Raw genomic sequence first — 24,713 nt, 5'->3', positions numbered from 1 at the left:
AATCTCTTGGCTTTGCCAAGAGATTTTTGCATTTAAGAAATATCAAACTGTAGAATAACCAAAACCATTACAAATAGCATCAACAGGTACTCCTGACTTACATAACGGACAATTATCGTGAGCATAACCGGCATAATCAGGAAGGTCTCTTGTTGTAAACAAAGCTTTGATAGGAAATTTTTCTATTTGTGTTGCTACTGAAAAGACAGCAGAAATACCTACGATTTCACCGCCATAGAATCGGATGGAATCAAGGGCGCTCTTTAATGTTCCTCCGGTAGTAGCAGAATCAATGAGAACCAGAACTTTTTTTCCTTTTATCATATGTTTATTGTTGTCTCTAAACATAATCTGATCATTTACATTAATTTCAGGACTTGTAATATAAATTGTTTTGTGGGAATTCATCGAAAGAATTCCTGCCTCGGTAAGCTTGTTGGCCATGTAAGAGCCGATAACTTCAGTTCCGTTGATACAAAGAATGGTGTCAATGATGTCTGAGGTCATATACATTTCCGCCAATGACTCACCGGCAGCTCTGGCTTCTTTCATACGCGCCTTGGTATCGCACAGATCGATATAGTAGTTAACATGAGAATGAGGCGTAATAAAGTGACCCGGAGTATAACGCAGAACAACATCTTTATTTTGAGAATATTCCATCTTTTTGTAGTCTTGCATAGCTGGCCTTCCTTTCTCATTCAATCGAATGCATAACTTATATATAAAATCATATCATTATATTATCAAAATTCCAATTATTAATCAGGCTTTATTTGCTCCATTAACTTTTTTTATCACGAATAAGGTACATATCATAAGGATAATACCAAGGGGCAGACAAAAGAGCCAGTTTTTAATGAATCCGGCAAAAATGTATGAAACTAATGAAACAGCTGCAGCAGTTAGAGCATATGGAAGCTGAGTGGATACATGGTATATGTGTTCGCACTGTGCTCCGGCACTTGCCATGATGGTCGTATCGGAAATCGGAGAGCAGTGATCTCCACAAACTGCACCTGCCATGCAGGCTGAAATGGAGATTATCATTAGCTCATTTCCAAGATTGCCACCAAATACGTTAACTACAATAGGAATGAGAATTCCGAATGTTCCCCATGATGTTCCTGTTGCAAAGGCAAGGAAAGCACCGACAACAAAAACAATTGCCGGAATAAAGCTCATAAGAGCGCCGTTATCAGCAATATTTTGCACAATACCGGCAACATATGTTGCTGCTCCAAGAGAGTCCGTCATGGCTTTTAATGTCCACGCAAAAGTGAGAACCATGATAGCGGGAACCATACTCTTAAATCCTTCCGGAAGAGCATTCATACACTCTGTAAAACTTAAAACTTTCGTAGATGCATAAAAAACAATTGTTATTAAAAGTGCTGCGACAGATCCATAAACAAGACCTACTGAAGCGTCGGAACCTGAGAATGCATCAAGGAAAGAAACGCCATCAAAGAAACCACCTGTATAGATCATTCCAATTACACAGCATACTATTAAAGTAATGATAGGAAGAATGAGGTGAATTACTCTTCCTTTAGTGGAAACGGGAGGATTGGGCTGATCCTCTGCTCCGGTAAGAGATGCATTTTTTTTGACTTTATTCAGAGCAGAAGTTTTATGTGATGCCTGCTCTGCTACTGCCATGGCACCATAGTCAAATTTCATAAAGGTTAAACCAAGCATCATGGCTATGGTGAGAAATGCATAAAAATTATAAGGAATTGCTCTAACAAATAAAGTAAGACCGTTTGCTCCGTCAACGAAACCTGTAACAGCTGCAGCCCAAGAGGAAATTGGAGCTATGATACATACGGGAGCAGCGGTTGCATCTATAAGATAAGCTAATTTTTCTCTTGATATCTTGTGTTTATCCGTAACCGGACGCATAACTGATCCAACTGTGAGACAGTTAAAATAGTCGTCGATAAAAATGATAACACCGAGCAAAATAGTAGCAATCTGAGCACCGGCTCTTGTCGTTACGTGTTCTGAAGCCCATTTTCCAAAGGCGGCGGATCCACCCGCACGGTTCATAAGCATTACAATACCTCCCAAAACAACAAGGAATATGAGAATTCCGATGTTCCAGGGATCAGACAACTGGCCAATCATGCCGTCTACGAATACATGATTTATTGTACCTGTAAAGCTAAAACCTGAATAGAGAAGACCTCCCACAGCGATACCTATAAATAAAGATGAATAAACTTCCTTGGTAATAAGAGCCAAAGCAATAGCAATTATTGGCGGAAGCAGTGACCAAAATGAGTCTGTAAACATAACACTCCTCCTAAAAAATTTTTATAATTATACAATGTTAACGTGTCTAAAGTATGTATTTGAACTATAAATGTTTTTTTGATATGATATTAACCCAATTATAAGTGTATTTTATGAATAGAGAAAGAGGTAAAAATGAATACAAATACAATCATTGAGGCCATTGGTTATTTAGGATCGGCGCTGGTACTTGTTTCTTTTCTGATGGCATCTGTTTTTAAACTTAGAATCGTTAATTCGGTAGGCAGCATTATTTTTACGATATATGCGTTTATTATTCATTCCTATCCAACAGCAATCATGAATCTTTGCCTTGTTTTAATAAATATTTATTATCTGGTAAAGATGAGCAATACATCTGTCAATTATGAGATCGTGAATGTAAATAACGATGACTCTTTAGTTCGATATTTTTTAAGATTTTATGCAGAGGATATAAAAAAGTGTTTTCCGGGAACGCAGATGGATTTTAAAGAATCCAATATTAGTTATGTAGTATGTCATAACGGAAATCCGGTAGCAATGTTTTTTGGTAAAAGAAAAGATGGCGTGGTTGACATTGATCTGGACTACTCTGTACCACAGTATAGAGATTTTTCTATAGGAAAGTTCCTGGAGAAAAAGCTTCCAATGGAAGGCGTAAAGTTACTTATTTACAGAGGATCGGATGAGAACCACAAGGCTTATCTTAGCAAGATGGGGTACATAAAGAAGGATGGTTATTATGAGAAACATCTGTAAGATTCACTATTTGGACACATTATTTTTAGGTTCATTTAAGGTTGGGAGTTTAACATAATAAACATCAAGAGAGACAACACTCTTGAACCCCACATATATACTTTTCATAACACAACAGAAGGGTTGCTTATAGTAATAAGCAGCCCTTCCTCCCTTTAAGGCTTTTGTTTGCGCAAAAGCCTATTTTTTTGTGATAAAATATAGTTTAGATAACTATTCATTAGTTTTTTGTGAGGGAATGATAAAAAACATGAAAGAAGATCTTTTTAGAAAAAAGAGTATCGAAAAAATCTCATCTCCGGATGATCTGACAACTTATATTCATGTGGCAAGAGCGGAGGGCTGGATTATTCTTTTGGCGGTTATGCTGATTCTATTTGGACTCATAGGGTGGAGTTATTTTTCATCTATTCAAAGCTACGTTTACGGAGTAGCAGAAGCAAAAGACGGTGTTGTAACAGTTACGTTTGACAATAGTGAAGCTGCGCAGACATTAAAAGAGGACATGAATTTGGAAATTGGCGGTCTTGTTACAACCATAGGGTATGTTAAGCATGATGAAGAAGGTAATGTAATTACAATTTCAAATATGGAAATACCTGACGGATCTTATGAAGCGAAAGCTTCTTATAAACAGACGCAAATGATCGACTTACTATTTAACTGATTCGGGGATGATTATAATGAATAGCAGTAAGGAAAAAAATCCTGTATTGCATGGCCTGGCAAAGGTTCCGGTAGTTATGCAGATGGAAGCGCTTGAATGTGGAGCTGCGTGCCTTGCTATGGTCATGGCATTTTATGAAAAGTGGGTTCCTCTTGAACAAGTAAGAGTTGATTGCGGGGTATCAAGGGATGGTTCCAACGCAAAAAACATCCTCAAGGCAGCTCGAAACTATGGGTTTGAAGCAACCGGTTACAAATATGAACCGGACGCCCTTATGGAGGAAGGGGAGTTTCCGTGCATAATACACTGGAACTTTAATCACTTTGTTGTTCTTGATGGATTCAAGAATGGAAAAGCATATATAAATGATCCGGCCAGAGGAACAATAGCTGTTTCCATGAAGGAGTTTGATGAGGCTTTTACTGGAATATGCCTTTTTATCAAACCAGGAAAAGATTTTGTAAGAAGCGGAAAACGAAAAAGTACAATTGAATTTGCAATGAAAAGGCTTAATGGTGCAGGTGCAGCCGTTGTATTTGTTATACTATCTACTATCATTGCGTACACGTTTAATATAATCAATCCCGGATTTAAGAGATTCTTTATGGACAACCTTCTGACAGGGGAAAATAAAGAACTTCTTAATCCGTTTATTGCTCTGTTTTCATTTGTGTGTTTCATGGAGATCATGGTAAGTGCAGTGACAGATCTATATTCACTTAAGATAAACGGAAAGATGGCTATCATTGGCAACAGTACTTACATGTGGAAAGTGCTTCATTTGCCAGTGGATTTTTTTAACAACAGACTATCAGGAGATATTCTTCAGAGAAAGAGGACAAATGCTTCAATAGCTAATACTGTTGTATCTACAATTACCCCTATTGCAATAAATATTGGAATGATGTTTTTTTACCTTATAGTAATGATAAGGTATAGTCCGGCGCTTACCCTGATTGGTATAATTACGATTTTTCTTAATGTTGTTTTGGGAAAGTTCATTTCCAAAAAGAGGATCAATATAACCAGATTAAACATGAGGGATGCAGGAAAGCTTGCCGCAATTACTTTATCCGGTATCTCTATGATTGAAACCATTAAATCCAGTGGAGCTGAAGACGGGTTTTATGAAAAGTGGTCGGGGCTTCATGCAAAGGTTACGGAAGAGAACATTGAGTTTTCGCATATCAATGTATGGATTGGACGAATTCCGGAGCTTTTAAACATTATAGCTAACAGTCTGGTTCTTTTCATAGGTGTAGGACTTGTGATGCATGGGAAGTTCTCACTTGGTATGGTAATGAGTTTCCAGATGTATCTGTCATCATTTACTTTACCTGCAATGCAGCTTATAGGTGCGGGACAGACTATTCAGGAAATGCGTACCCAGATGGAAAGGGTTGAAGATGTTATGAATTACCCTGTTGAGCAGACGTTTAAAGAGGGTGATGATAACGAATCTTTTTCAAAATTGTCAGGAAATGTTGAAGTAAAAAATCTTGTATTTGGATATTCCAAAATGGCTGATCCTGTCATTGACGATGTATCTTTTACCCTGAAACAGGGAAGCAAGATAGCTATTGTAGGTGGATCGGGATGCGGAAAAAGCACGTTATCAAAGTTGATTTCAGGTCTTTATAAGCCATGGAAAGGTGAAATAACATTTGATGGAAAGCCCATGTCTGAAATAGATAGAAGTGTATTTGCGGGGTCTGTGGCAGTCGTTGATCAGGATATAGTTCTTTTTGCAGATTCCATAGAAAACAATATTAAGATGTGGGATGATTCCATTGAAGATTTCGAGATGATAATGGCGGCAAGGGATGCGCAAATTCATGATGATATTATGGACAGACCAGGTGGGTACAAGAGTCGCCTTGAAGAAAATGGCAGAAATTTTTCCGGGGGTCAGAGGCAGAGGCTTGAAATTGCCAGGGTTCTTGCACAGGATCCATCGATAATCATTCTGGATGAGGCAACGAGTGCGCTTGACGCAAAAACTGAGTTTGAATTGATAAAAGCGGTAAAAGACAGGGGAATAACCTGCCTTGTTATTGCACACAGACTTTCTACGATACGTGACTGTGATGAAATACTTGTATTAAAAGACGGAAAAGTTGTAGAACGCGGAAAACATGAGGAATTAATGGAACAAAACGGATATTATTCTGAACTTGTTATTAATGAGTGATGAGGGGCGAACGTGGGCTGGTTTGATGAGCAGATAAGACAAAGAATAAAAAATGATCAGGATATCTTTGAGAAGGCTATCTACAATATGATGTCTTCCATAGATGGCAAGTATGATCCTTTTGAAACCGACAGGCAGCATATTGCCAAAAAATCTGTGGAAGAGATCATTAGTTACTTTGGATTTACCCCGAAGGAAGGCACAGGAGACTTAAAGGATGCTGTGAAAACCTACGGGATAATGTACAGAAGGATCAAACTTGAGGGGAAGTGGTATAAAGATGCATATGGACCGATGCTGGCTTACCACGGCAGTAATAATAAGCCTGTTGCTCTTATACCAAAAGGCGGTCAATATAAGTTTTTTGATTATGAGAAGAAGAGAAGAATCGCTATTAACGCTTCTAACTATCAGGAATTCGAAGAGGAAGCATACTGCTTTTACAGGCCCCTTCCCAGAAAAAAATTATCTATTACGGATTTGCTTATTTACATGAAAAACTGCATGGATATCAGTGATCTTGCATTATATGTATTTTTGGTATTAATGCTTACACTAGGTTCCATTTTTTCTACGCAGCTTACAGGTTTTATTACGGTAAATGTACTTGCAAGCAAGAATATACCAATGCTTGTGGGTACAGCAGCGTATTTTTTTACGGTTATCATTGCGAATCAGCTTTTTGAAGCTTCTTCGGAGCTAGTAAAAGAGAGAATTGAGATAAAGAGCTCAATAAGCGTGGAATCTGCTGTTATGAGCAGAGTATTGAATCTTCCTGCAGTTTTTTTTAAGAACTTTTCTTCAGGGGAACTGGCATCCAGAATTGATGCTGTGGACCAGATATGTAGCCTGATTGTGGAAAACCTCTTTGCTTTGCCGGTTACTATAGTGATTTCAATGCTTTATGTGTTCCAAATTGGGAATTATGCCAGGTGTCTGGTAATGCCGTCAGTTGCGATAGTACTTGTAAGCCTTGTGGTTTCAATGACGACTATAGCGCTTAGGGCCAGGATAAATAAAATGATAATGGCATATGATGCCGATGAGGATGGTCTAAGTTATGCGCTTATAAACGGTATACAAAAGATAAAGCTTGCGGGAGCCGAAAAGCGAGCTTTTGCAAAATGGGCAAATAATTATAATATGAGTGCCAGGCTTAGCTATAGTCCTCCACCATATATCATTTATAACGGAACGATTAATAAGGCTATAGATATAATCGGAACAATTATTTTATATTATTCTGCTGTCAAAGGCGGAGTTACTCCCGGAGTTTATATAGCTTTTGGGGTTGCCTTTGGCTATTTCCAGGGGATTTTTGCGGGATTTGAGGAGGTGGCTTCTGCCGCAGCACAGATAACGCCTGTTCTTAATCTTGCTGAACCGATACTTAGTGTAGAGCCTGAAGGGACTGAGAATAAAATAACTGTCGAGAGGCTCTCGGGTGGAATAGAATTAAGCAACATATCATTTAAATACGGTGAGAATTCGCCATATGTTTTAAAAGGACTTAACCTTAAAGTTAAGCCGGGGGAGTATGTGGCAATAGTTGGTAAGACCGGATGCGGAAAAAGCACTATCATGAGACTCCTTTTGGGATTTGAAAAGCCGGATAAAGGTGCAGTTTATTATGATGGAAGGGATATAGAAAGGCTCGATCCTGGTTCTCTTAGAAGAAAGATTGGAAGTGTTACGCAAGACGGTTCTTTGTTTGAGGGAGATATTTTCTCAAACATTGTTATTTCAGCTCCCACGCTGACACTCAAAGATGCCTGGGAAGCGGCTGAAATTGCAGGAATAGCAGATGATATTAAAAAAATGCCTATGGGAATGAACACTATTATTTCTGAAGGTCAGGGCGGTATATCAGGTGGGCAGAAACAGCGTCTGATGATTGCAAGAGCCATTGCACCAAAACCTAAAGTTCTTTTACTTGATGAGGCTACAAGTGCTTTGGATAATATTACTCAGAAAAAGGTATCTGATGCATTGTACACGTTAAAATGTACTCGAATTGTCGTGGCGCACAGACTATCGACCGTTAAAAACTGTGACAGGATAGTGGTTTTGGATGAAGGGCATATTGTGGAAGATGGAACTTACGATGATCTGTTAGCAAAAAATGGGTATTTTGCTGAACTGGTAAAAAGACAACAGCTCTAATTAATGATAGAATAAGAATTGCCGGATTTAGTTTTGGTTCGTATAAATAAGTGTAACCAAAATAGCAACTAAACGGAGGTTTTATTATGGAAAACAGATTATCAAGATTATTTGATTATCAGAAATATTCACCAAATGCTGATTTGGAAAAGATTATTCACAATGTGGAATCAAAATATTCGCTCAACAAGGAAATGCTATCGGATGATGATTTGGAATTCGTAGCAGCTGCAGGAGTGAAAGAAATTTGTAAAGACCCTAAAAAGGGCGAATTATTGTAAAAAGGAGAAATTGCAGCATGGGGGACATTCCTTCCAAGGAACAGATTTACACGGACTACAGGGATAAAGTGTTCGCATACATAAGAAATCATGTCAATTCACCGGAAGATGCAGAGGACTTATGTGCGGACGTATTTGTAAAGGTCTACGACAAACTTGATACTTTTGATGAATCCAAGGCGAAAATCTCTACTTGGATTTATTCTATTACAAGTAATACAGTTATCGACTTTTACAGGACTAATCATATTCATTCTGAGATTCCGGAGGATTTGTCTGACACAAAGAGTAGTATAGAGGAAGAAGTGCTCACACAGGAGTCTTTAAGTGAACTTGCTGCAGCACTTTTAAAACTCCCGGAGGAACAAAGGGATATTATCGTGCTTAGATATTATAAAGGTTTAACCCTTCAGGAGGTAGCCAAAACAATGAATCTGTCTTATGGAATAACCAAGTTAAGACATAGGGAAGCTCTTGGAAGACTTCAGGGTTATTTGGGGTGAGTTTTGTTTTTTTCATACTTTTTTTATGATTTTTTTTATATAATAATGTAAACGGACTATTTTGCTGAAGGGGGACTAAGAATATGCAATCAGAACATATCAGAATCAGTAACATAGAAACAGACATTGGCAGAGCATATCAACTTTTGGATGATTATATCTTTGATATTAAGTTGGAAGGAAAAAATGCCTTACGTCTTAGACTTCTTACAGAAGAAGTGCTGAGACTGGCAAAGTCCATTGTTGATGAAACAACAGTAGAGATTTGGTTTGAGGGTGGTTCAAAGCTTACAAATATTTATCTTACAGCAGATAATAATATTGATTCTAATAAGCAAAAAGAGCTTATATCTATATCTACAACAGGCGAAAACAGTGCGCAGTCAGGATTTTTCTCTCAACTTGTAAAGGCATTTCTCTTTGAGGCTCCGGCAGAAAGAACCTGGACTTTGAAGGATTATAGAAATGAAATTTTAAGAAAGAGACGTGAAGACAAGTATTCCCAGGAAGCATGGGACGATCTTGAGAGATCTCTTGTGGCTAACCTGGCAGACGATATCATTGTTTCTATTGATAAGAATAAGATTAAAATGTGGGTTATCAAGGACTTCTCTGAAGCACTCAGTACAGTAGGATCAAGTGTTCCACAGATTGTCACAAATCCACTTATTGTAGATAGCGATTATATACAGGGATCTAATGCCAACAGCAGGGCTGATGAGGCCATAGAAGAGCTTGAGCTCAGTAAAAAAGATGCGCTACATTTAAAGCTTGTTTTTGAAGAGACAATTGGAATGCTCAAGGAGATGACCGGAGATTACAGCGCTGTTGTATGGTTTGAAAAGTATAAGAATGAGGCTTGTTTAAAGCTCACAGCCAAGACGCTTATGAGTGCAGAAAAAAAGAGTACTCTTTTAGATATGTCCTCCGGCGGAAATGCCTCTGTTAAGGGATTTATGGGAAAAGTTAGGGATGTTATAGAAAATGGAATCCTTGGCTATAATAATGTAATGAAATTGCAGCAGGAGTATGGCGGTGGATATATATCATATGGTACAATGGGTATGTACGGAAGCACGGAGGGACTGGCGGATTCAGGAATAACATGGTCACTGTACGAGTATAGAAATGCTCTTTCCGATGACGTAACCATGAATGAAAGTGCCAAGCAGGCATGGGATGAACTTGAAAAATCCATAGTTGCCAGTGTTGCTAAGGATGTAATTGTAGGCGTTAAAGGGGACAGAGTGGATATGACTGTTGTCTGCACCCTTAACAAATAAAAAGATTTTTATGAGAGGAGCCCAATATGACAATCAACAAAATTGCAAATGGATCAGAACTTACTGTTGCTTTGGAGGGAAGACTTGATACAACAACAGCTCCACAGCTTGATGATGAACTTAAGAGCGCACTTGGCGGCGTAACAAAGCTTGACTTTGATTTATCAAAGCTTGAGTATATATCATCTGCAGGATTGAGAGTTCTTTTATCTGCTCAGAAAGTTATGAATAAGCAGGGAGAAATGGTTGTAAAGAATGCCAATGAAGAAATAAAAGAAATCTTTGAAGTAACAGGATTTGTTGATATTTTAACAATCGAATAAAGAAATTTTTAGGGCCGCATAGAAATATGCGGCCTATTTGTTTATAGGAGAGAGTATGAGAGATATTGAGTATTTGAGGCTTTTGAGTAAAGAGTTTCCCAATTCAAGGAAAGCAGCTGCGGAGATCATAAATTTGCGGGCAATTTGTGCCTTGCCTAAGGGAACGGAATACTTCTTTTCAGACATTCACGGGGAGTACGAAGCTTTTTCACATCTTTTAAGGAGCTCTTCAGGTATTATAAGGGCTAAAATTGAAGAAACCTTCGGTAATATGATGTCTGAAGCGGAACAGCTTGAACTGGCAAATCTTATATATTACCCAAGGGAAGTTATCAGCAAGATAAGAAGAGATGAGTCTATCAGTGTAAAAGAACTTCATGAGCACCAAAAGATCACAATAAACAGACTTATTTCTATTTGCAGGGTTGTAAGCTCAAAATACACCAGATCTAAAGTTCGTAAGAAGATGCCTTCAGATTATGCCTATGCTATAGATGAACTATTGCATCTTGATATGAATGACTCAAATAAAAAGCTATATTATAACGAGATAATAAGCGGAATTATTGAGATTGATTTTGCTGATGAGTTTATTATTTCTTTGTGCGAACTTATTCAGAATCTGACTATTGATTCACTCCATATAATTGGAGATATTTTTGACAGGGGCGCAAGGCCTGATCTTGTCATGGAAGAAATAATGAATTTCCATGATGTGGATATACAGTGGGGAAACCACGATATTGACTGGATGGGGGCGGCATGTGGAAATACGGCATGTATCGCCAATGTCCTTAGAATAGGAACCAGCTATAATTCTTTTGATGCTCTTGAGGATGGTTACGGAATCAATTTAAGACCGCTTTCCATGTTTGCGGCAGAAGTTTACAGAGATGATCCATGCAATTGTTTTAAGCTGCATATACTTGATGAGAACAAATATGATTCTGTAAATCCGGAGCTTGCGGCAAAAATGTATAAGGCTATAAGCATTATTCAGTTAAAGCTTGAGGGACAGCTTATAAAAAAGCATCCGGAATATGGTTTGGAGAAGAGACTCCTTCTTGATAAAATTGATTATAAGGCAGGGACAGTAAAGATAGGAAATAAGAAGTACAAGCTTAATGATACTAATTTCCCTACTATAGATCCAAAAGATCCATATGCTTTATCTGAAGGGGAGGAGGAACTTATGAGAACTCTTCGCCTTAGCTTTATTCACTCACAGCTCCTTACAAAGCATGTGAAGTTTTTGTACTCTCACGGAGCAATGTATAGGACTGTAAATAATAATCTCCTTTTCCATGGTTGCATCCCGATGGATGACAAGGGCAATTTTACCTGTATGAAAACCAAGGACGGAAGTTACTGCGGAAAAGAGCTGATGGATTATTTAAATGGAAAGATTCACGATGCCTATTTTCTTGATGCTAAGGATGATCCTGAAAAGAAGCAGGATGCTGTAGATCTTATGTGGTATTTGTGGTGCGGTCCCAATTCACCGCTGTTTGGAAAAGACAAGATATCTACGTTTGAACGATTGTTTTTAAAGAATGAGAAGGGGTTATGCGAAGAAAATCACAATCCATACTATACATTCTCGGCTAATGAGGAGTATGCTGATAAAATATTAAGAGAATTTAAGCTTGATCCGGAATGGGCACATATTATAAATGGGCATGTACCGGTCAAAACCAAGAAAGGTGAGAGTCCCGTAAAGGCCGGTGGTAAGCTCTATATTATTGATGGTGGAATATCTAAGGCTTATCATGAGCAGACGGGCATTGCCGGATACACACTTATATTTAATTCGCATCATCTGGCTCTTGCCAAGCACAAGGCATTTGTAAAGGGGCAGGAGAATACACCTGAAATTCAGATAACAGAGAAGACAAAAAAGAGGATTCTTGTAAGAGATACTGATGTAGGAAAGAGTCTTCAGACACAAATTTCAGATTTAAAAGACCTGTTAAAGGCATATGAAAGCGGAGCAATCAGGGAGAAAGATAAAGCTTGAACAAAATATATATTGTTGATATAAATAGCATCCGTGACAGGGATGTTTATGAGTACTGGTATGAACAGATGTCGATTGAGCGCAAGAAAAAGATTGACAAATATAAGCCGGATCAGAGCAAATTACTGTCATTGGCTGCAGGAATAGCCTTAAAAAGAGCTTTTGAAGAGGCGGAGATCAAATCCTTCGAAATATATGAAAATGATTACGGAAAACCATATATAAAGGGGGAAAAGGACATTTTTTTTAACCTGTCTCACTCAGGCGATAAGGCAATTATAGCTATTTCGGATATGGAGGTTGGAATAGACATTCAGGAAATCACCCATTTCGAAAAAGGTCTCATAAAGAGAGTATTTACTGAAGGAGAGATAGAACAGGTATCCGCAGCAGAAGGTGAAAAGGATGCGATATATACTGCATTGTGGACAGCAAAAGAAAGCATAATGAAATACTATGGAAAAGGGCTGTCTATGGATCCTCTAAAAATAGAGATCAGGGTAAAAACAAGTACTGACTTCGAGACGGATGGGGAATTAAAGCTGTTTCGTAAAGAAATGGAAGGTTATCAAATAACAATTTGTTCATCCGGGGCAGATTTTAGTAATATATCAATAACAGATGTTTTTAATGAAAAAGGCTGAGCGCTTGCTCAGCCTTAGCTTTTTTAAAGGAAAATAAGGATACCTGCAAAAGCAATAGCGCCCAAAAGAGCAATTGCAGATATAATTCGTCTTTTTAAGATGCTTATATCAATGCATTTACCCTTATAGCTGATAGTATCTATAATTTTAGACTTTCCCTTTATATTAATCTTTGAATTCTCAGTAGTCATATAAGCACCTCCCCGTTAGTGCCAGATCCGCTTACAACTATTTCTATTTATACTACAATACAATCATGTAGATTTTCTGTCGTACAAATTAAATTATTATAAACTTTTCTAAAGATGAAAAAATATCTCAGTTATAGCTATAGATTATCGCAAACAATAAGCTTAATGTATTGGTAAAATCGGTAAGCAGGGAGTATTATCACATTATTAAAAGGAACGGAGGAGTTAAAAATGAGTGATTACAGATTTGAGACATTACAGTTACACGTAGGGCAGGAACAGCCGGATCCGGCAACAGACGCAAGAGCCGTTCCTATCTATCAGACAACATCATATGTGTTTAGGAACAGCCAGCATGCAGCTGACAGATTTGGACTGGCAGACGCCGGAAATATTTATGGCAGACTGACTAATTCCACACAGGATGTTCTGGAAAAGAGAATAGCAGCACTTGAAGGTGGAAGCGCTGCACTGGCAGTTGCTTCGGGAGCTGCAGCTATTACTTATACAATCCAGGCGCTTGCTGCAAATGGAGGACATATAGTAGCACAAAAAACAATCTATGGAGGCAGCTACAATCTTCTGGCACATACACTTCCGCAGTATGGTGTTACAACAACATTTGTGGATGCTCATAATCTTAGTGAGGTTGAAGGGGCAATAAAAGAGAATACAAGAGCTATATATCTTGAAACCCTTGGAAACCCAAACAGTGATATACCCGATATTGATGCTATTGCAGAAATAGCTCATAAGCATGGCCTTCCGCTTGTTATTGACAATACTTTTGGAACACCATATCTTATCAGACCAATTGAGCATGGTGCGGATATTGTGGTTCACTCTGCGACAAAATTCATCGGAGGTCACGGAACAACACTTGGTGGAATTATAGTAGAATCCGGTAAATATAACTGGAAAGAGAGCGGAAAATATCCTAATATAGCTGATCCAAACCCGAGTTATCACGGTGTTTCGTTCTATGATGCTGTAGGACCGGCAGCTTTTGTAACATTTATAAGGGCTATACTTCTTAGAGACACAGGAGCAACAATTTCACCGTTTAATGCATTTTTGCTGCTTCAGGGAGTTGAGACACTGTCTCTTCGTCTTGAAAGACACGCTGAGAATACAAAGAAAGTAGTGGAATATCTCAAAAACCATCCAAAGGTTGAGAAAGTTAACCACCCTTCATTGGCAGATCACCCGGATCATGCACTTTATGAGAAATACTTCCCAAATGGTGGCGCTTCAATTTTCACCTTTGAAATTAAGGGAGGTAAGGAAGCAGCTTGGAAATTCATTGATAATCTTGAGATTTTCTCACTGCTTGCCAACGTTGCAGATGTAAAGAGCCTTGTAATACATCCTGCGACAACTACACATTCCCAGTTATCCGATGAAGAATTGAAGGATCAGGGTATCAGCCAGAGCACGATCAGACTTTCAATCGGCACAGAACATATCGACGATATCATTGCTGATCTTGAAAAGGGCTTTGCAGCTATCTGAAAAATTTCTATCAGACTACTTTAAGCAATTTGTTTTTAATGCATATTTTTGCTGAAAGGATTTTTATTATTGAATCAGCAAATTCAACTGTCACTTTACCATTAGAAACTTCTTTAATAGTCCCTTGGCCATATGTGTTGTGAATAACCGTATGGCCTTCAGGGAATATTTCTTTTATCTCTTCGTCTGTCAGCTGTGGCTCAACAACCTTTTCTACCTTAACTACAGGTGCTGCGACCTTCTGTTTTGGTTTATATTCGGAGTTTTCACACAGACAATCAAGAATAAAATCAAGATTCTCATTTGTGAAGAAAATAATCTCGTGAGGTAAGTTTTTTTCAGTTTCATTGAGCTGTAAAACTTTATTACCGTTTTTAATAAAGAGAATTGCTTTGCTTCCAATTTCTTCATAGCCGGAGATAACATCTTCTAATTCGTCTTTTTCAGTTTCTCTTAATACAATGGCAAGACCTTCGGATTCAGCCATTCTTTTTATTGAGTTATAGTCTTTCTCAGTGGCATGAATCTGGTAACGATCGAATAATAGAGTGTTTACATTAAGAATTGAACCATGCGAACCAAACTGACAGAGCTTATTGAGGTCTTCGTCGCGTTTCATTGTCATTTTTAATCCCTTGTCCTGAATTAAAGCACATGATTCTTCATAAGAATAAAGTAGATTTTCCATATAAATAATAGTTCCTTTTCTATCTGAAAAAATTGCACAAGTATGTATATTACATCATTAATGGAATCCTTTCAATATAGAAAAAATTGCAATCATTAAAAAAGTATTAAATCCGTTTAAACGATTAAGGTCGGTACATTTTTTGTGTTACCATTTATTAAGGTGGAAGTGATGAACAACCATTATTCTTAGAGGAGGAAAATATGAAAAAGCAGGTGTTTGAAAAGATAAAGACTTATGGGGTAACAGTTGTTATGATTGGCTCATTTTTGGTAGGCTGTGCCGGGAAAGAGTCTGTTACATCAGTTGAGGAAGCGGCTAACGAGCCATATTTTACAAAAGGTGTATATGTGAATTATGCTGTTGATGCAGAAGACCCGCCGCAAACATATTTCTATGTGTTTTATGATGAAGCTTCAGGATACACAGAGGATGGAACGAACGGTATAGGGCTTCCTTTTGCCTGTGAGCAGGGAGAAGGAACGGTATTGTTTCATATGGGAGGCGAAGGAGAAGACGCAGAGGAACTTCTGACAGTTGATTCTTTTGAGGATGGGACTGTTATCGGACATATGGAAGATGGTCTTAAGATTGCGTTTGTTCCAAAGGAGGATGCAGACCCTGACAATTTTGACGCTCAAAATTATATAAGTCTTGAAAATGGCGGAGATCTTACATATGAGGATGCGAACGGATGGAAAGTGAAATATGATCCTTCGGTAATTACAGTTAACAGTGAAGGTCCTATTACCACATTTGTTTATACCGGCGAATCAGCGGGGACGAATATGGTAACTGCAACCTACGGCGTTGATAAGGATGCAAAAACAATGATAGAAGACCTTCAAAAGCAGTGGGGCGAAGGAACCCAAACTTATGAAAGCTCTTTTCCGGGAGCTGAAGATGTGACAGGGTATTGGGTAACGCTTTCACCTACAGTAGAAGGTTCAGGTCTTTACGAGACGGCTGTTGCAAGAGATTATATGGATGGATATCTTATTTTTGAAATGACTGCTCACACTTCAGGTGATGATGCCATCGATATTCCGGTATCAGATGCTCTTGCAACTATCATAGATTCGCTTGAATTTATTCAGTACTGATAATATATATGGTTTTTGTTTATGAGGGTTCTTGATTTAACAGAACCCTCTTTTTTTAGGTTGCATTTAGTTTGCGGATGTAATATTGTCATATTCGTAAAATAAATGAGTTTATTTTGCTAAAATTGCTATATAAAGAAAAAAGGATAGTTATTAAAATGAACTCTAAGAATCATTTTTTGTAGTTTAAATAGAGAATTTGACCGGAAAAGAAAGGCACAGGTATGGATAAGATGAGACAATTTGGCTATCAGTTACAACAAAGACTTGCACAGTTTTTATATGGCAGGAATGGCTATGACAATCTGGCGAGAGCGTGCAATGCAATGGCAATTATTCTTTTATTGATAAATATATTTGCTCAGAGTGTAATTATTTATTTTTTGTGGGTTGCATTGTTTGGGTATTCTATTTTCAGAGTATATTCCAAGAATGTTCCAAAGAGATATCAGGAAAACCAAAAATTTTTGAGCATGACTGAGGTACCGAGAAAATATATAAAGCTTTTGAGGCTTCAATGGAGAGACAGATCAGTCAGCAGGTATTATCTATGCAAGGGATGTCATCAGCAGATCCGTGTACCTAAGGGAAAAGGACGCATTGAGATAAGATGTCCAAAGTGCGGGGAGAGATTTATTAGAAAGACTTGATAATGAGTTGGAGGATAGAGTTATGATGATGGATCCCTACAAGGTTCTTGGAGTTAGTCCCGGAGCATCAGAAGAAGAAATAAGAAAGGCACATAGAAGCCTTGCCAAAAAATATCACCCGGATCTTAATCCCGGAGACGCAGTAGCAGCGGAGAAAATGAATGAGATAAACGCTGCATATGATTTACTTACCAGGCCGGGAGCAGAACGATATAGAAGTACATATACTCAGTCACAATCTCAGAACAGAACATATACACAAAGACAGGAAAATCCATTTGAAAATTATGGAACCTATTGGACATATACTACGCAAGATTTCGGAAGAAGAAACAGTAGTGCGGACCAAAACCGGAATACATGGAATGATTGGACCGGCTGGGAGAGAAGACCGGTATATACCGGATCATTTTTATTTAAGATATTCAGGTTTTTTATTATAATGCAGGTTTTATCTATGCTGTTCAGGATGCTTTTGTTTTTCTGAGCAAAACAGAATCAGCTGTTATTTTTTGAACAACCAAAAATCCGGAGGCGGCTGCCTCCGGATTTTTAAGTTATTGAATCAGCCAATTCCATACATTGACTTTTGGTCTTCTGTCATTTCAATTCCCTGAAGAAGATCTTTGGTTTTTTCGATGAGCTGATCTGTTGTATAGTGGTTAAAGTAGCCAACTTGATATTCGTCGGCATTTTCATATCCATAGACAATAAATGTATCTGTAGTCTTGTTGTAATCGTAGCAACCAGTTATAGCAGTGGTTTCGGTCCAGGAGTCGAGTTCAAATATATCCAATATCCCACCGGCATAAACATATAAGTGGTTACTTTCTTCATCGACTACAATACGGTCATAGGAGTATCGTGAAGCATTGGAATAAACAGATAGGTCACTTTTGCCCACAAATTCACCTGACTCTGTGTTGTACCTGTAAAGAGTGCCATTATCATATGCTACTATCAAACAATTATCTTCATCATCTGACTGATAAAATCCCATTACAAACGGCATCAGATTCATGCTGGAAATCTCGCATGAGTAATCTCCATTGCTGTTTAGAAGCACAATAGTCTGATCATCTGTAAATGCGTATATTCCGGATTTTTCATCATATACGGCAAGTGTGGTATTATTCCAGTTTTCGGTAAGATGAATTTCTTTTATTTCTTCAGTTGCAAGATTTATCAAAAATTCGTAGTCATCAAATTCAAGGTAAACTGTGCCTGTCTCTGGGAAGCATTTGATCATTCTAAGATAACTGTAATCCAAATTTTCTATGGTAATCTTTTTATTTTCTTTTGTCGCAAGATCAATGATTCCTATGCCATATGCATTGTAAGTCGAATCGTAGTAAATGATCCTTGAACCATCAAAAACGGCATTTTTAGCTTCGAAAGAATCACTGCCAAGCCCGGTAAGTGTCTCTATAGCAGTAACTGAAAGCTTTTTGGTTTGAAGGTCAATTTCGTAGAGATTTGGTATGTATTTGTCATCAGGACGAGTTACTCCGAGAATATACAGTTTGTTGTCATATGTGCCAAGTATATTGACTTTGTAATGAAGAAGACCATCCAGAGAAACATCACCTTGATATGATTTGTCCTGAACGTCATATAAATGAAGTCTGCAATTATTGTCATCAACTTTTTCAAGCAAAGCCAATAATGACTCGTCAATGTATATATCGTCAGGAAGCGTATATTCAAGCTTGGGTGCATCTGAAAAAACTTTGTAGGTTTCATCATATACTGATACGGCATAGTAGGTTATGGCAGATGTAAGGTATTTATGCGTATATACTCCCTTACCAACCAGCGCATCATCAAGGTTGTCGCTGAAACGCTGATATGTACCTATTCCCGTTGTTTCGCCTTTAGACTGAGGAGAAGCGGTGTTACCGCCTTCCGTGATGTATAAAGGCTGACCGTCATGATCATTATCACTGATGTCAATGATCGAGTCATTGACATTGTATCTGTTTAGGAGTTCACCGGTTTCAGAATCCCAAATCTCGCTTATATTTCCGGCATAATAAGCTATTGTGTTGTTGTCCATTGGTAAAAAGCCATTGTTGATAGCAACGCCTTCGCAAACAAAATCATAGGCCCATTTCTGCGTCATGGCATCTGAATCGTAACAGTAGATACCGGTGTGATCCTCGGTTATGTATGAATAGGCATACATACTCATACTGCTATCCAGACCGGATAATGAGCATGAAACATAAATATTATTATTTTGCCACTCTATATTACCGATATAATTGTTTCCGATTACTTCACTTTTAACTTCATTAGTGTCGAAATTATATTCAAATACGCTGTAACTGTATTCATAATTTTCAGCTTTATTTGAGGCGCTAAAAGCAAGTTTTTTTCCGTCAGGAGATAACGAGTAGTGCTGGCAATAGGTATCAAAGCTTAATGATGTGCTTTCTTCTTCACCAAAGATATATGTATGGTTAAGAACGGCGCCGTTTTCTATGTTAAACTCGATTATCTCACCGTGTGAATTGCATGCCAAAAAGCTCTTGTCAGAGTATTTGATGTAAGAAGCTCCCGAGAAAGCATATTTGCCGAAGTCATAAGTCCAAGCCTCACTGCCGTCTTTGAGATTGTATACAGCTACGCTGTAATCTCTGCTTACAATAAGTGTATTGGGATTAAAAAACATATAGTCACTTGTTTTGTCATCGGCTTTGATTGTCTGTAATAGCTCCTGATGAGATGCCACATCCCAAGCCATTACAACTCCGGATGTATCTTTGGCAGCAAGAACCGATGAATCGTCGGAAAGCTTAAAGCTGCTTACATGTCCGGGCATCTGGTAGTTCCATGTTGCCGCCATGTTGGTCCCAGCAGGGGCAACGTAAGCATAGGATGCATTTGTGATTGCTTTTAATGCTTCCGGAGTTACCGGCATATCGTCATTTTCATCTTCAGGAAGAGCTGCAAGGGCAAGCTGCATGGCTTCGATTCGATTTTCGTCATCAAGCTGTTTGCCGGATTCATTAGCAAGGTATTTTGACTGGTTTTTAAGAGACTCAATGTAGTTCTTGTGAATGAGAGTATTGCTGTAAAGCATATATCCTGCAAAGCCCAGAACAATTGCCATTGCCACAGCAAAAATTGAGGTAAGCCTTTTCATCTTGTATTGGCGCTGTCTGTTCATCAGTTCGTCGTAGGAGCACCCGATAAGTGTGGCTGCAAGACGCGGAAGTTCTTCTGCTCTGGCTTTTTTGATTGGAAGTCTGTAGTCACAGGAAAGAGGCTCAAGCGGAACGGTTATTGTTTGGAAAACGCCATGTTCATCTTGAATAGTCTTTTCATCGTTCAAAAGGATCTTAGGGATAACTTCAAAGGGCTCGCCATCTGCCAAAACAGTTAAAATCTGGTTTTTAGTGTGGTTTTTAAGGAAAGTTTCTATTTCTTTTTCCACCCAGGTTGAGCGCCTGGTGTTAGTTGAACAGATAACTATAAGATAGTCTGAATTGGCAAGAGCACTTGCGATTGTATCATTGAGATCGTTTGTGATAGGAAGTTCATCCTTATCTCTGAAAATTCGGTTGATTTTTTTTATGCCGGTATCTTTTTGGATTTTCTTTGGAATGTGATATCTTTCCAGCCTTCGGACAATTTCTTCGGCAATTTTATTATCAAGATCTGCGTGTTTATAAGATATAAACGCATTGTAATAATTTATCATATTATTCCTCCCGATTAGACGTCAACCTGATAATGATAACATAAGAGGAATCCGTTTTAAAGAAAATCTCATGAAGTATAGCTTAAAGAAAAAGCTCTTGAATTTTGCGAAATAAGTACTAAAATAATAATTGTACACAATTATATAGAGGGAAATATAATCAAGGAGGTTTATATGAACGTAGCAGTCAGATATTATTCAAGATCAGGAAATACACAAAAGGTTGCAGATTATATAGCAGAAGCAGCCGGCGTTAGCGCAGTTTCTGTAGATTCAAAAGACGCGGCATTGACAGAAAAAGTTGACGTGCTTTTTATTGGAGGTGCGCTGTACGCTTATGGGATTGACGATAATCTTAAAAAGTACTTGAATACATTATCAAGTGATAAGGTTGGAAAAGCAGTTGTGTTCTCAACTTCATGGCTTTCAAAACATGCACTTGATGTTATCCGGAAGGCTTTGACAGAGAAAGGAATTACAGTAGAGAGCGAAACACTGTATTTTAAGAGCAAGGCAGTTGAGAGCTGTAAAGAAGAAACTTTGAGATTTGCCAGAAAATATGTTTAATGTTAATCACAAGGGTCTCCGGTACTGTCCGGAGATCTTTTTTTGAGTAGAGAAAATTTCTTTTTAATAAAAATGGGGAGTCACTTGCCAATAACTATAATTCTGATAGTATTATGCTTGGGCAAAAAGATAGGATAGAAAATGGTATGGAGAATTATAAAAAAGACGGCTTAAAACAACTAAGAGACGGAGAGAAACTGTCATTTGGCGAGGAGATTGCACTTATATTAAAGCTTAGCTTTCCTGCAATTCTTGCGCAGATTTCCTCTACAATAATGCAATACATAGATGCGTCTATGGTGGGAAGATTAGGACCGACAGCTTCTGCATCTATAGGACTTGTTTCAAGTTCTACATGGCTCATTGGCGGGATAATATCTGCAGCCGGAATGGGATTTACAATTCGGGTTGCCCATAAGATTGGAGCAAAAGAGGATCAGATTGCCAGAAATATTGTTAAATGGGGACTTTTATGCTCATTTTTATTTAGTCTTATCGTAACGGTGATTTCTGTAATTTTAAGTTTTTATCTTCCGGAGCTTATGGGTGGTGAAGAAGCAATAAGAAAAAACGCCTCTTTGTATTTTCTGATCTATTCACTGACAATTCCAGTTCAGGAGCTATTGATAGTGTCTCAAGGTATGCTTCAGTCAAGTGGAAATATCAGACTTCCCAGCATGCTGAATGTGATAATGTGTGGACTTGACGTGCTTTTTAATTACCTGCTCATTCCGCGTTTGGAAGTGGCAGGTGCAGCCCTTGGAACAACTATAGCCAAGATTATTATAACAGGCATAATGCTTTATTATCTTTTGGTAAAGTCAGAGTCTTTAAGCCTTTTTGGCAGAAAAGACAATTATAATATGAACTTTAGAAGATTTATAAAGATGGAAATTCCCAAAGCTATGCAAATTGCAATTCCTATAGCAGCTGACAGCGCCATAATGGGATTTGCATATGTGGCTTTTACGAAAATCGTTTCTCCGTTTGGAACTGCTTCGATTGCTGCTAATTCTTTTGCTATAACTGCCGAGAGTCTTTGCTACATGCCGGGATATGGTATAGGTGTAGCAGCTTCAACGGTAGTTGGTCAATGTATCGGAGCAAAAAGAAATGAATTGGGAAAGAGGCTTGGGTGGATCGCTGTAGTTCTTGGAATTTTAATCATGGGAAGCAGCGGATTCTTGATGTATATTTTTGCGCCTCAGATGATTGGCATACTTACACCTGATCGGGAAATAAGGGAACTTGGTGTAAAAATATTACGAATTGAGGCTTTTGCCGAACCTTTATACGGTGCATCAATTGTATCCGCGGGTGTATTTAGGGGTGCGGGAGAGACGTTTATGTCAAGTGTGCTTAATCTTGTAAGTGTGTGGGTAGTAAGGATTCCGCTGGCCATATTGCTGGGCTCAAGATTTGGTCTTGTCGGTGCATGGATTGCCATGTGTACGGAACTCTGCGTCAGAGGAACTCTTTTCCTTATCAGACTTGCATTGTGGAACCGTAAGCACTTTTAAAAGAAGGTAATGGGAATATGATCTTTATGCAGATTGAATTTGGGGTATCATGTACATGGAGGGGAAAAAATGAGCAGACCTAATAAGTACACATTGGAGAAAAAAGCAGCTGTAAAAAACGGCGTTCAGAGAATGGTTATAGCGGTTCTCTCGGTTGTTATAAACAGTCTTTTGGTAGTATGGGGAGTCATTTGGTTAAACAACACATGGCACTGGCTCTCAATGCTTCTTACTGTCATTAGTGTATTGGTAGTTTTAGGCATTTATTCAATGTATAAGACAGCTTCCATAAAGATGCCCTGGATCATGCTTATTATGGCAATGCCTGTGGCAGGCCTCGTGCTATATCTTTTGGTAGGTCTTAACGGAAGCACCAATAAGATGCGAAGGCGCTATGAGGCTATAGATAAGGTTTTGCTGCCTCTTTTGCCGGAAGATTCTGAAATTCAGAAGGAAATAAAAAAGGATGCTCCATATTTAGCCAATATAACCCATTATATTAAGAAATATTCCGGTTATCCTGTTTATAAAAATACTGATATAACGTATTTCGATGACGCGCTTAAGGGCATTGAAGCTCAAAAGGATGCACTTAAGCAGGCAAAGGAATTTATTTTCATGGAATATCATGCGATTGAAGACGCAGAGAGCTGGCATAGCATTCAGGACATTTTGGAGGAAAAGGTAAAAGAAGGCGTTGAGGTCAGAGTTTTTTATGATGACATGGGAAGCATTGGCTTTGTCAACACTGATTTTGTAAAAAGACTTAGAGCAAAAGGAATCAGAGCAAGGGTATTTAATCCCTTTGCGCCGGGCCTTAATCTTTTCCTTAATAACAGGGATCATAGGAAAATTACTGTTATCGACGGAAAAATCGGATTCACCGGCGGATATAACATTGCCAACGAATATTTCCATTTAGCTGAGCCTTATGGCTTTTGGAAAGATACAGGAATAAAGCTTGAGGGAGACGCAGTGAAATCTCTCACAGTTACATTCCTTGAAATGTGGAATGCTATAAAGGGAAATGATATTGATGATGTGACTTTTGACAGGTATCTTAGGGATTACGAGTATACTGCAGGCAACAAGGGATATGTGGTACCCTACGCGGATAATCCTATGGATGGTGAGCAGGTGGGAGAAGAAGTTTACATGTCCATAGCCAATATGGCAAAGGATTATGTCTGGTTTATCACACCTTACCTGATCATAACCGAGGAGATGACTCACACTCTTTCTCTTGCAGCCAAAAGAGGTGTTGATGTAAGAATTGTCACGCCTGGAATTCCGGATAAAAAAATTGTATATAGTCTGACCAGATCCTATTACAATGGTCTTGCGAGAAACGGAGTTAAGATTTACGAATATACACCGGGCTTTTGTCACGCTAAAATGAGTATTGCAGATGACTTCGTTGCAACTTGCGGGACTATTAACTTAGACTATAGGAGTCTGTATCATCACTTTGAAAACGGGTGCCTTTATGCGGATTGTGACGCGGTAAAGAAAACAAAAGAAGATTTTGAGCAGATATTTAAAGAATCAAAGGAAGTGACAGAGTATTATGCAAGTGGAAGAGGTGCATTTTTACGCTTTAGTCAGCTTATATTAAGGCTTTCCGCACCTTTAATGTGAAATAATTGATACATTAAAGGAATTAAA

At 38.3% G+C, this 24,713-nt stretch carries 22 protein-coding genes; 17 read left to right on the top strand and 5 right to left on the bottom strand.

Annotated features, from left to right (window positions below):
* Positions 1-42: 42 nt before the first annotated feature.
* The gene (locus tag J6O61_RS13590) at positions 43-681 is read right to left on the bottom strand and encodes a phosphoribosyltransferase family protein (RefSeq protein ID WP_292214329.1); all 639 of its coding nucleotides are present in this window, start codon (positions 679-681) and stop codon (positions 43-45) included.
* Between the two features lie 84 nt (positions 682-765).
* Positions 766-2,298, bottom strand: coding sequence for a Na+/H+ antiporter NhaC family protein (locus tag J6O61_RS13585; protein ID WP_292214326.1), 1,533 nt, complete (start codon positions 2,296-2,298; stop codon positions 766-768).
* A gap of 135 nt (positions 2,299-2,433) precedes the next feature.
* Here J6O61_RS13585 and J6O61_RS13580 point away from each other — a divergent pair, with 135 nt between their 5' ends.
* From J6O61_RS13580 to J6O61_RS13535, 10 genes are all read left to right on the top strand, one after another.
* Positions 2,434-3,039: a YgjV family protein gene (locus J6O61_RS13580; protein WP_292214321.1), complete on the top strand. Its 606-nt coding sequence runs from the start codon at positions 2,434-2,436 to the stop codon at positions 3,037-3,039.
* A gap of 250 nt (positions 3,040-3,289) precedes the next feature.
* Positions 3,290-3,706, top strand: coding sequence for a hypothetical protein (locus tag J6O61_RS13575; protein WP_292214318.1), 417 nt, complete (start codon positions 3,290-3,292; stop codon positions 3,704-3,706).
* Between the two features lie 16 nt (positions 3,707-3,722).
* Positions 3,723-5,897: an NHLP family bacteriocin export ABC transporter peptidase/permease/ATPase subunit gene (locus J6O61_RS13570; RefSeq protein WP_292214315.1), complete on the top strand. Its 2,175-nt coding sequence runs from the start codon at positions 3,723-3,725 to the stop codon at positions 5,895-5,897.
* Positions 5,898-5,909: 12 nt separating this feature from the next.
* A complete protein-coding gene (locus J6O61_RS13565; RefSeq protein ID WP_292214312.1) occupies positions 5,910-8,060 on the top strand; it encodes an ATP-binding cassette domain-containing protein in 2,151 nt (716 codons plus the stop codon).
* Positions 8,061-8,146: 86 nt separating this feature from the next.
* A complete protein-coding gene (locus J6O61_RS13560) occupies positions 8,147-8,341 on the top strand; it encodes a hypothetical protein (protein WP_292214309.1) in 195 nt (64 codons plus the stop codon).
* Positions 8,342-8,358: 17 nt separating this feature from the next.
* The gene (locus tag J6O61_RS13555; RefSeq protein ID WP_292214306.1) at positions 8,359-8,844 is read left to right on the top strand and encodes an RNA polymerase sigma factor; all 486 of its coding nucleotides are present in this window, start codon (positions 8,359-8,361) and stop codon (positions 8,842-8,844) included.
* 83 nt (positions 8,845-8,927) lie between these two features.
* Complete coding sequence (locus J6O61_RS13550; RefSeq protein ID WP_292214303.1) at positions 8,928-10,127, top strand: hypothetical protein; 1,200 nt, start codon at positions 8,928-8,930, stop codon at positions 10,125-10,127.
* Positions 10,128-10,153: 26 nt separating this feature from the next.
* A complete protein-coding gene (locus J6O61_RS13545; protein WP_292214301.1) occupies positions 10,154-10,450 on the top strand; it encodes an STAS domain-containing protein in 297 nt (98 codons plus the stop codon).
* Positions 10,451-10,505: 55 nt separating this feature from the next.
* Positions 10,506-12,467, top strand: coding sequence for a fructose-1,6-bisphosphatase (locus J6O61_RS13540; RefSeq protein ID WP_292214298.1), 1,962 nt, complete (start codon positions 10,506-10,508; stop codon positions 12,465-12,467).
* Positions 12,464-13,111: a 4'-phosphopantetheinyl transferase family protein gene (locus J6O61_RS13535; RefSeq protein WP_292214294.1), complete on the top strand. Its 648-nt coding sequence runs from the start codon at positions 12,464-12,466 to the stop codon at positions 13,109-13,111. Before J6O61_RS13540 ends, J6O61_RS13535 begins: the two co-directional genes overlap by 4 nt.
* Positions 13,112-13,134: 23 nt before the next feature.
* Here J6O61_RS13535 and J6O61_RS13530 read toward each other — a convergent pair whose 3' ends face one another.
* Positions 13,135-13,302, bottom strand: a complete 168-nt coding sequence (locus J6O61_RS13530) for a hypothetical protein (protein ID WP_292214291.1) — start codon at positions 13,300-13,302, stop codon at positions 13,135-13,137.
* A gap of 231 nt (positions 13,303-13,533) precedes the next feature.
* On the opposite strand from J6O61_RS13530, the gene J6O61_RS13525 reads away from it, so the two are divergent.
* A complete protein-coding gene (locus J6O61_RS13525) occupies positions 13,534-14,814 on the top strand; it encodes an O-acetylhomoserine aminocarboxypropyltransferase/cysteine synthase family protein (protein ID WP_292214289.1) in 1,281 nt (426 codons plus the stop codon).
* Positions 14,815-14,824: 10 nt separating this feature from the next.
* Here the strand turns inward: J6O61_RS13525 and J6O61_RS13520 are convergent, their stop codons facing one another.
* Positions 14,825-15,502 carry a hypothetical protein gene (locus tag J6O61_RS13520; protein WP_292214286.1) on the bottom strand — a complete coding sequence of 226 codons (678 nt, stop codon included), beginning with the start codon at positions 15,500-15,502 and terminating at the stop codon, positions 14,825-14,827.
* A 203-nt stretch (positions 15,503-15,705) separates the two neighbouring features.
* Between J6O61_RS13520 and J6O61_RS13515 the strand changes: the two genes are divergently transcribed.
* The 3 genes from J6O61_RS13515 to J6O61_RS13505 all read left to right on the top strand — a co-directional run bounded on the left by J6O61_RS13515 (position 15,706) and on the right by J6O61_RS13505 (position 17,742).
* Positions 15,706-16,605, top strand: coding sequence for a hypothetical protein (locus J6O61_RS13515; protein ID WP_292214284.1), 900 nt, complete (start codon positions 15,706-15,708; stop codon positions 16,603-16,605).
* A 224-nt stretch (positions 16,606-16,829) separates the two neighbouring features.
* Positions 16,830-17,255 (top strand): hypothetical protein, encoded by a 426-nt coding sequence (locus J6O61_RS13510; protein ID WP_292214281.1) that lies wholly within the window; start codon positions 16,830-16,832, stop codon positions 17,253-17,255.
* A gap of 22 nt (positions 17,256-17,277) precedes the next feature.
* Positions 17,278-17,742, top strand: a complete 465-nt coding sequence (locus J6O61_RS13505; protein ID WP_292214279.1) for a DnaJ domain-containing protein — start codon at positions 17,278-17,280, stop codon at positions 17,740-17,742.
* A gap of 78 nt (positions 17,743-17,820) precedes the next feature.
* Here J6O61_RS13505 and J6O61_RS13500 read toward each other — a convergent pair whose 3' ends face one another.
* Positions 17,821-20,961 (bottom strand): toll/interleukin-1 receptor domain-containing protein, encoded by a 3,141-nt coding sequence (locus J6O61_RS13500; RefSeq protein ID WP_292214276.1) that lies wholly within the window; start codon positions 20,959-20,961, stop codon positions 17,821-17,823.
* Between the two features lie 174 nt (positions 20,962-21,135).
* Here J6O61_RS13500 and J6O61_RS13495 point away from each other — a divergent pair, with 174 nt between their 5' ends.
* The 3 genes from J6O61_RS13495 (at position 21,136) to cls (ending at position 24,686) form a co-directional block, all read left to right on the top strand.
* Complete coding sequence (locus J6O61_RS13495) at positions 21,136-21,528, top strand: flavodoxin family protein (protein ID WP_292214273.1); 393 nt, start codon at positions 21,136-21,138, stop codon at positions 21,526-21,528.
* A 113-nt stretch (positions 21,529-21,641) separates the two neighbouring features.
* The gene (locus tag J6O61_RS13490; protein WP_292214270.1) at positions 21,642-23,048 is read left to right on the top strand and encodes an MATE family efflux transporter; all 1,407 of its coding nucleotides are present in this window, start codon (positions 21,642-21,644) and stop codon (positions 23,046-23,048) included.
* A gap of 69 nt (positions 23,049-23,117) precedes the next feature.
* Positions 23,118-24,686: a cardiolipin synthase gene (gene cls, locus J6O61_RS13485; protein WP_292214266.1), complete on the top strand. Its 1,569-nt coding sequence runs from the start codon at positions 23,118-23,120 to the stop codon at positions 24,684-24,686.
* Positions 24,687-24,713: the final 27 nt, after the last annotated feature.

Source organism: Butyrivibrio sp., from assembly GCF_017635265.1.
GTDB lineage: Bacteria > Bacillota > Clostridia > Lachnospirales > Lachnospiraceae > Butyrivibrio.
The sequence above is the reverse complement of the archived record's forward strand: the minus strand, read 5'-3'. Positions and strand labels throughout refer to the sequence as shown.

What these genes read in the sequence shown, in the direction of transcription:
- J6O61_RS13590 (WP_292214329.1), bottom strand. Translation starts at nt 681, where the DNA reads ATGCAAGACTACAAAAAGATGGAATATTCTCAAAATAAAGATGTTGTT.
- J6O61_RS13585 (WP_292214326.1), bottom strand. Translation starts at nt 2,298, where the DNA reads ATGTTTACAGACTCATTTTGGTCACTGCTTCCGCCAATAATTGCTATT.
- J6O61_RS13580 (WP_292214321.1), top strand. Translation starts at nt 2,434, where the DNA reads ATGAATACAAATACAATCATTGAGGCCATTGGTTATTTAGGATCGGCG.
- J6O61_RS13575 (WP_292214318.1), top strand. Translation starts at nt 3,290, where the DNA reads ATGAAAGAAGATCTTTTTAGAAAAAAGAGTATCGAAAAAATCTCATCT.
- J6O61_RS13570 (WP_292214315.1), top strand. Translation starts at nt 3,723, where the DNA reads ATGAATAGCAGTAAGGAAAAAAATCCTGTATTGCATGGCCTGGCAAAG.
- J6O61_RS13560 (WP_292214309.1), top strand. Translation starts at nt 8,147, where the DNA reads ATGGAAAACAGATTATCAAGATTATTTGATTATCAGAAATATTCACCA.
- J6O61_RS13555 (WP_292214306.1), top strand. Translation starts at nt 8,359, where the DNA reads ATGGGGGACATTCCTTCCAAGGAACAGATTTACACGGACTACAGGGAT.
- J6O61_RS13550 (WP_292214303.1), top strand. Translation starts at nt 8,928, where the DNA reads ATGCAATCAGAACATATCAGAATCAGTAACATAGAAACAGACATTGGC.
- J6O61_RS13545 (WP_292214301.1), top strand. Translation starts at nt 10,154, where the DNA reads ATGACAATCAACAAAATTGCAAATGGATCAGAACTTACTGTTGCTTTG.
- J6O61_RS13540 (WP_292214298.1), top strand. Translation starts at nt 10,506, where the DNA reads ATGAGAGATATTGAGTATTTGAGGCTTTTGAGTAAAGAGTTTCCCAAT.
- J6O61_RS13530 (WP_292214291.1), bottom strand. Translation starts at nt 13,302, where the DNA reads ATGACTACTGAGAATTCAAAGATTAATATAAAGGGAAAGTCTAAAATT.
- J6O61_RS13525 (WP_292214289.1), top strand. Translation starts at nt 13,534, where the DNA reads ATGAGTGATTACAGATTTGAGACATTACAGTTACACGTAGGGCAGGAA.
- J6O61_RS13520 (WP_292214286.1), bottom strand. Translation starts at nt 15,502, where the DNA reads ATGGAAAATCTACTTTATTCTTATGAAGAATCATGTGCTTTAATTCAG.
- J6O61_RS13515 (WP_292214284.1), top strand. Translation starts at nt 15,706, where the DNA reads ATGAAAAAGCAGGTGTTTGAAAAGATAAAGACTTATGGGGTAACAGTT.
- J6O61_RS13510 (WP_292214281.1), top strand. Translation starts at nt 16,830, where the DNA reads ATGGATAAGATGAGACAATTTGGCTATCAGTTACAACAAAGACTTGCA.
- J6O61_RS13505 (WP_292214279.1), top strand. Translation starts at nt 17,278, where the DNA reads ATGATGATGGATCCCTACAAGGTTCTTGGAGTTAGTCCCGGAGCATCA.
- J6O61_RS13500 (WP_292214276.1), bottom strand. Translation starts at nt 20,961, where the DNA reads ATGATAAATTATTACAATGCGTTTATATCTTATAAACACGCAGATCTT.
- J6O61_RS13495 (WP_292214273.1), top strand. Translation starts at nt 21,136, where the DNA reads ATGAACGTAGCAGTCAGATATTATTCAAGATCAGGAAATACACAAAAG.
- J6O61_RS13490 (WP_292214270.1), top strand. Translation starts at nt 21,642, where the DNA reads ATGCTTGGGCAAAAAGATAGGATAGAAAATGGTATGGAGAATTATAAA.
- cls (WP_292214266.1), top strand. Translation starts at nt 23,118, where the DNA reads ATGAGCAGACCTAATAAGTACACATTGGAGAAAAAAGCAGCTGTAAAA.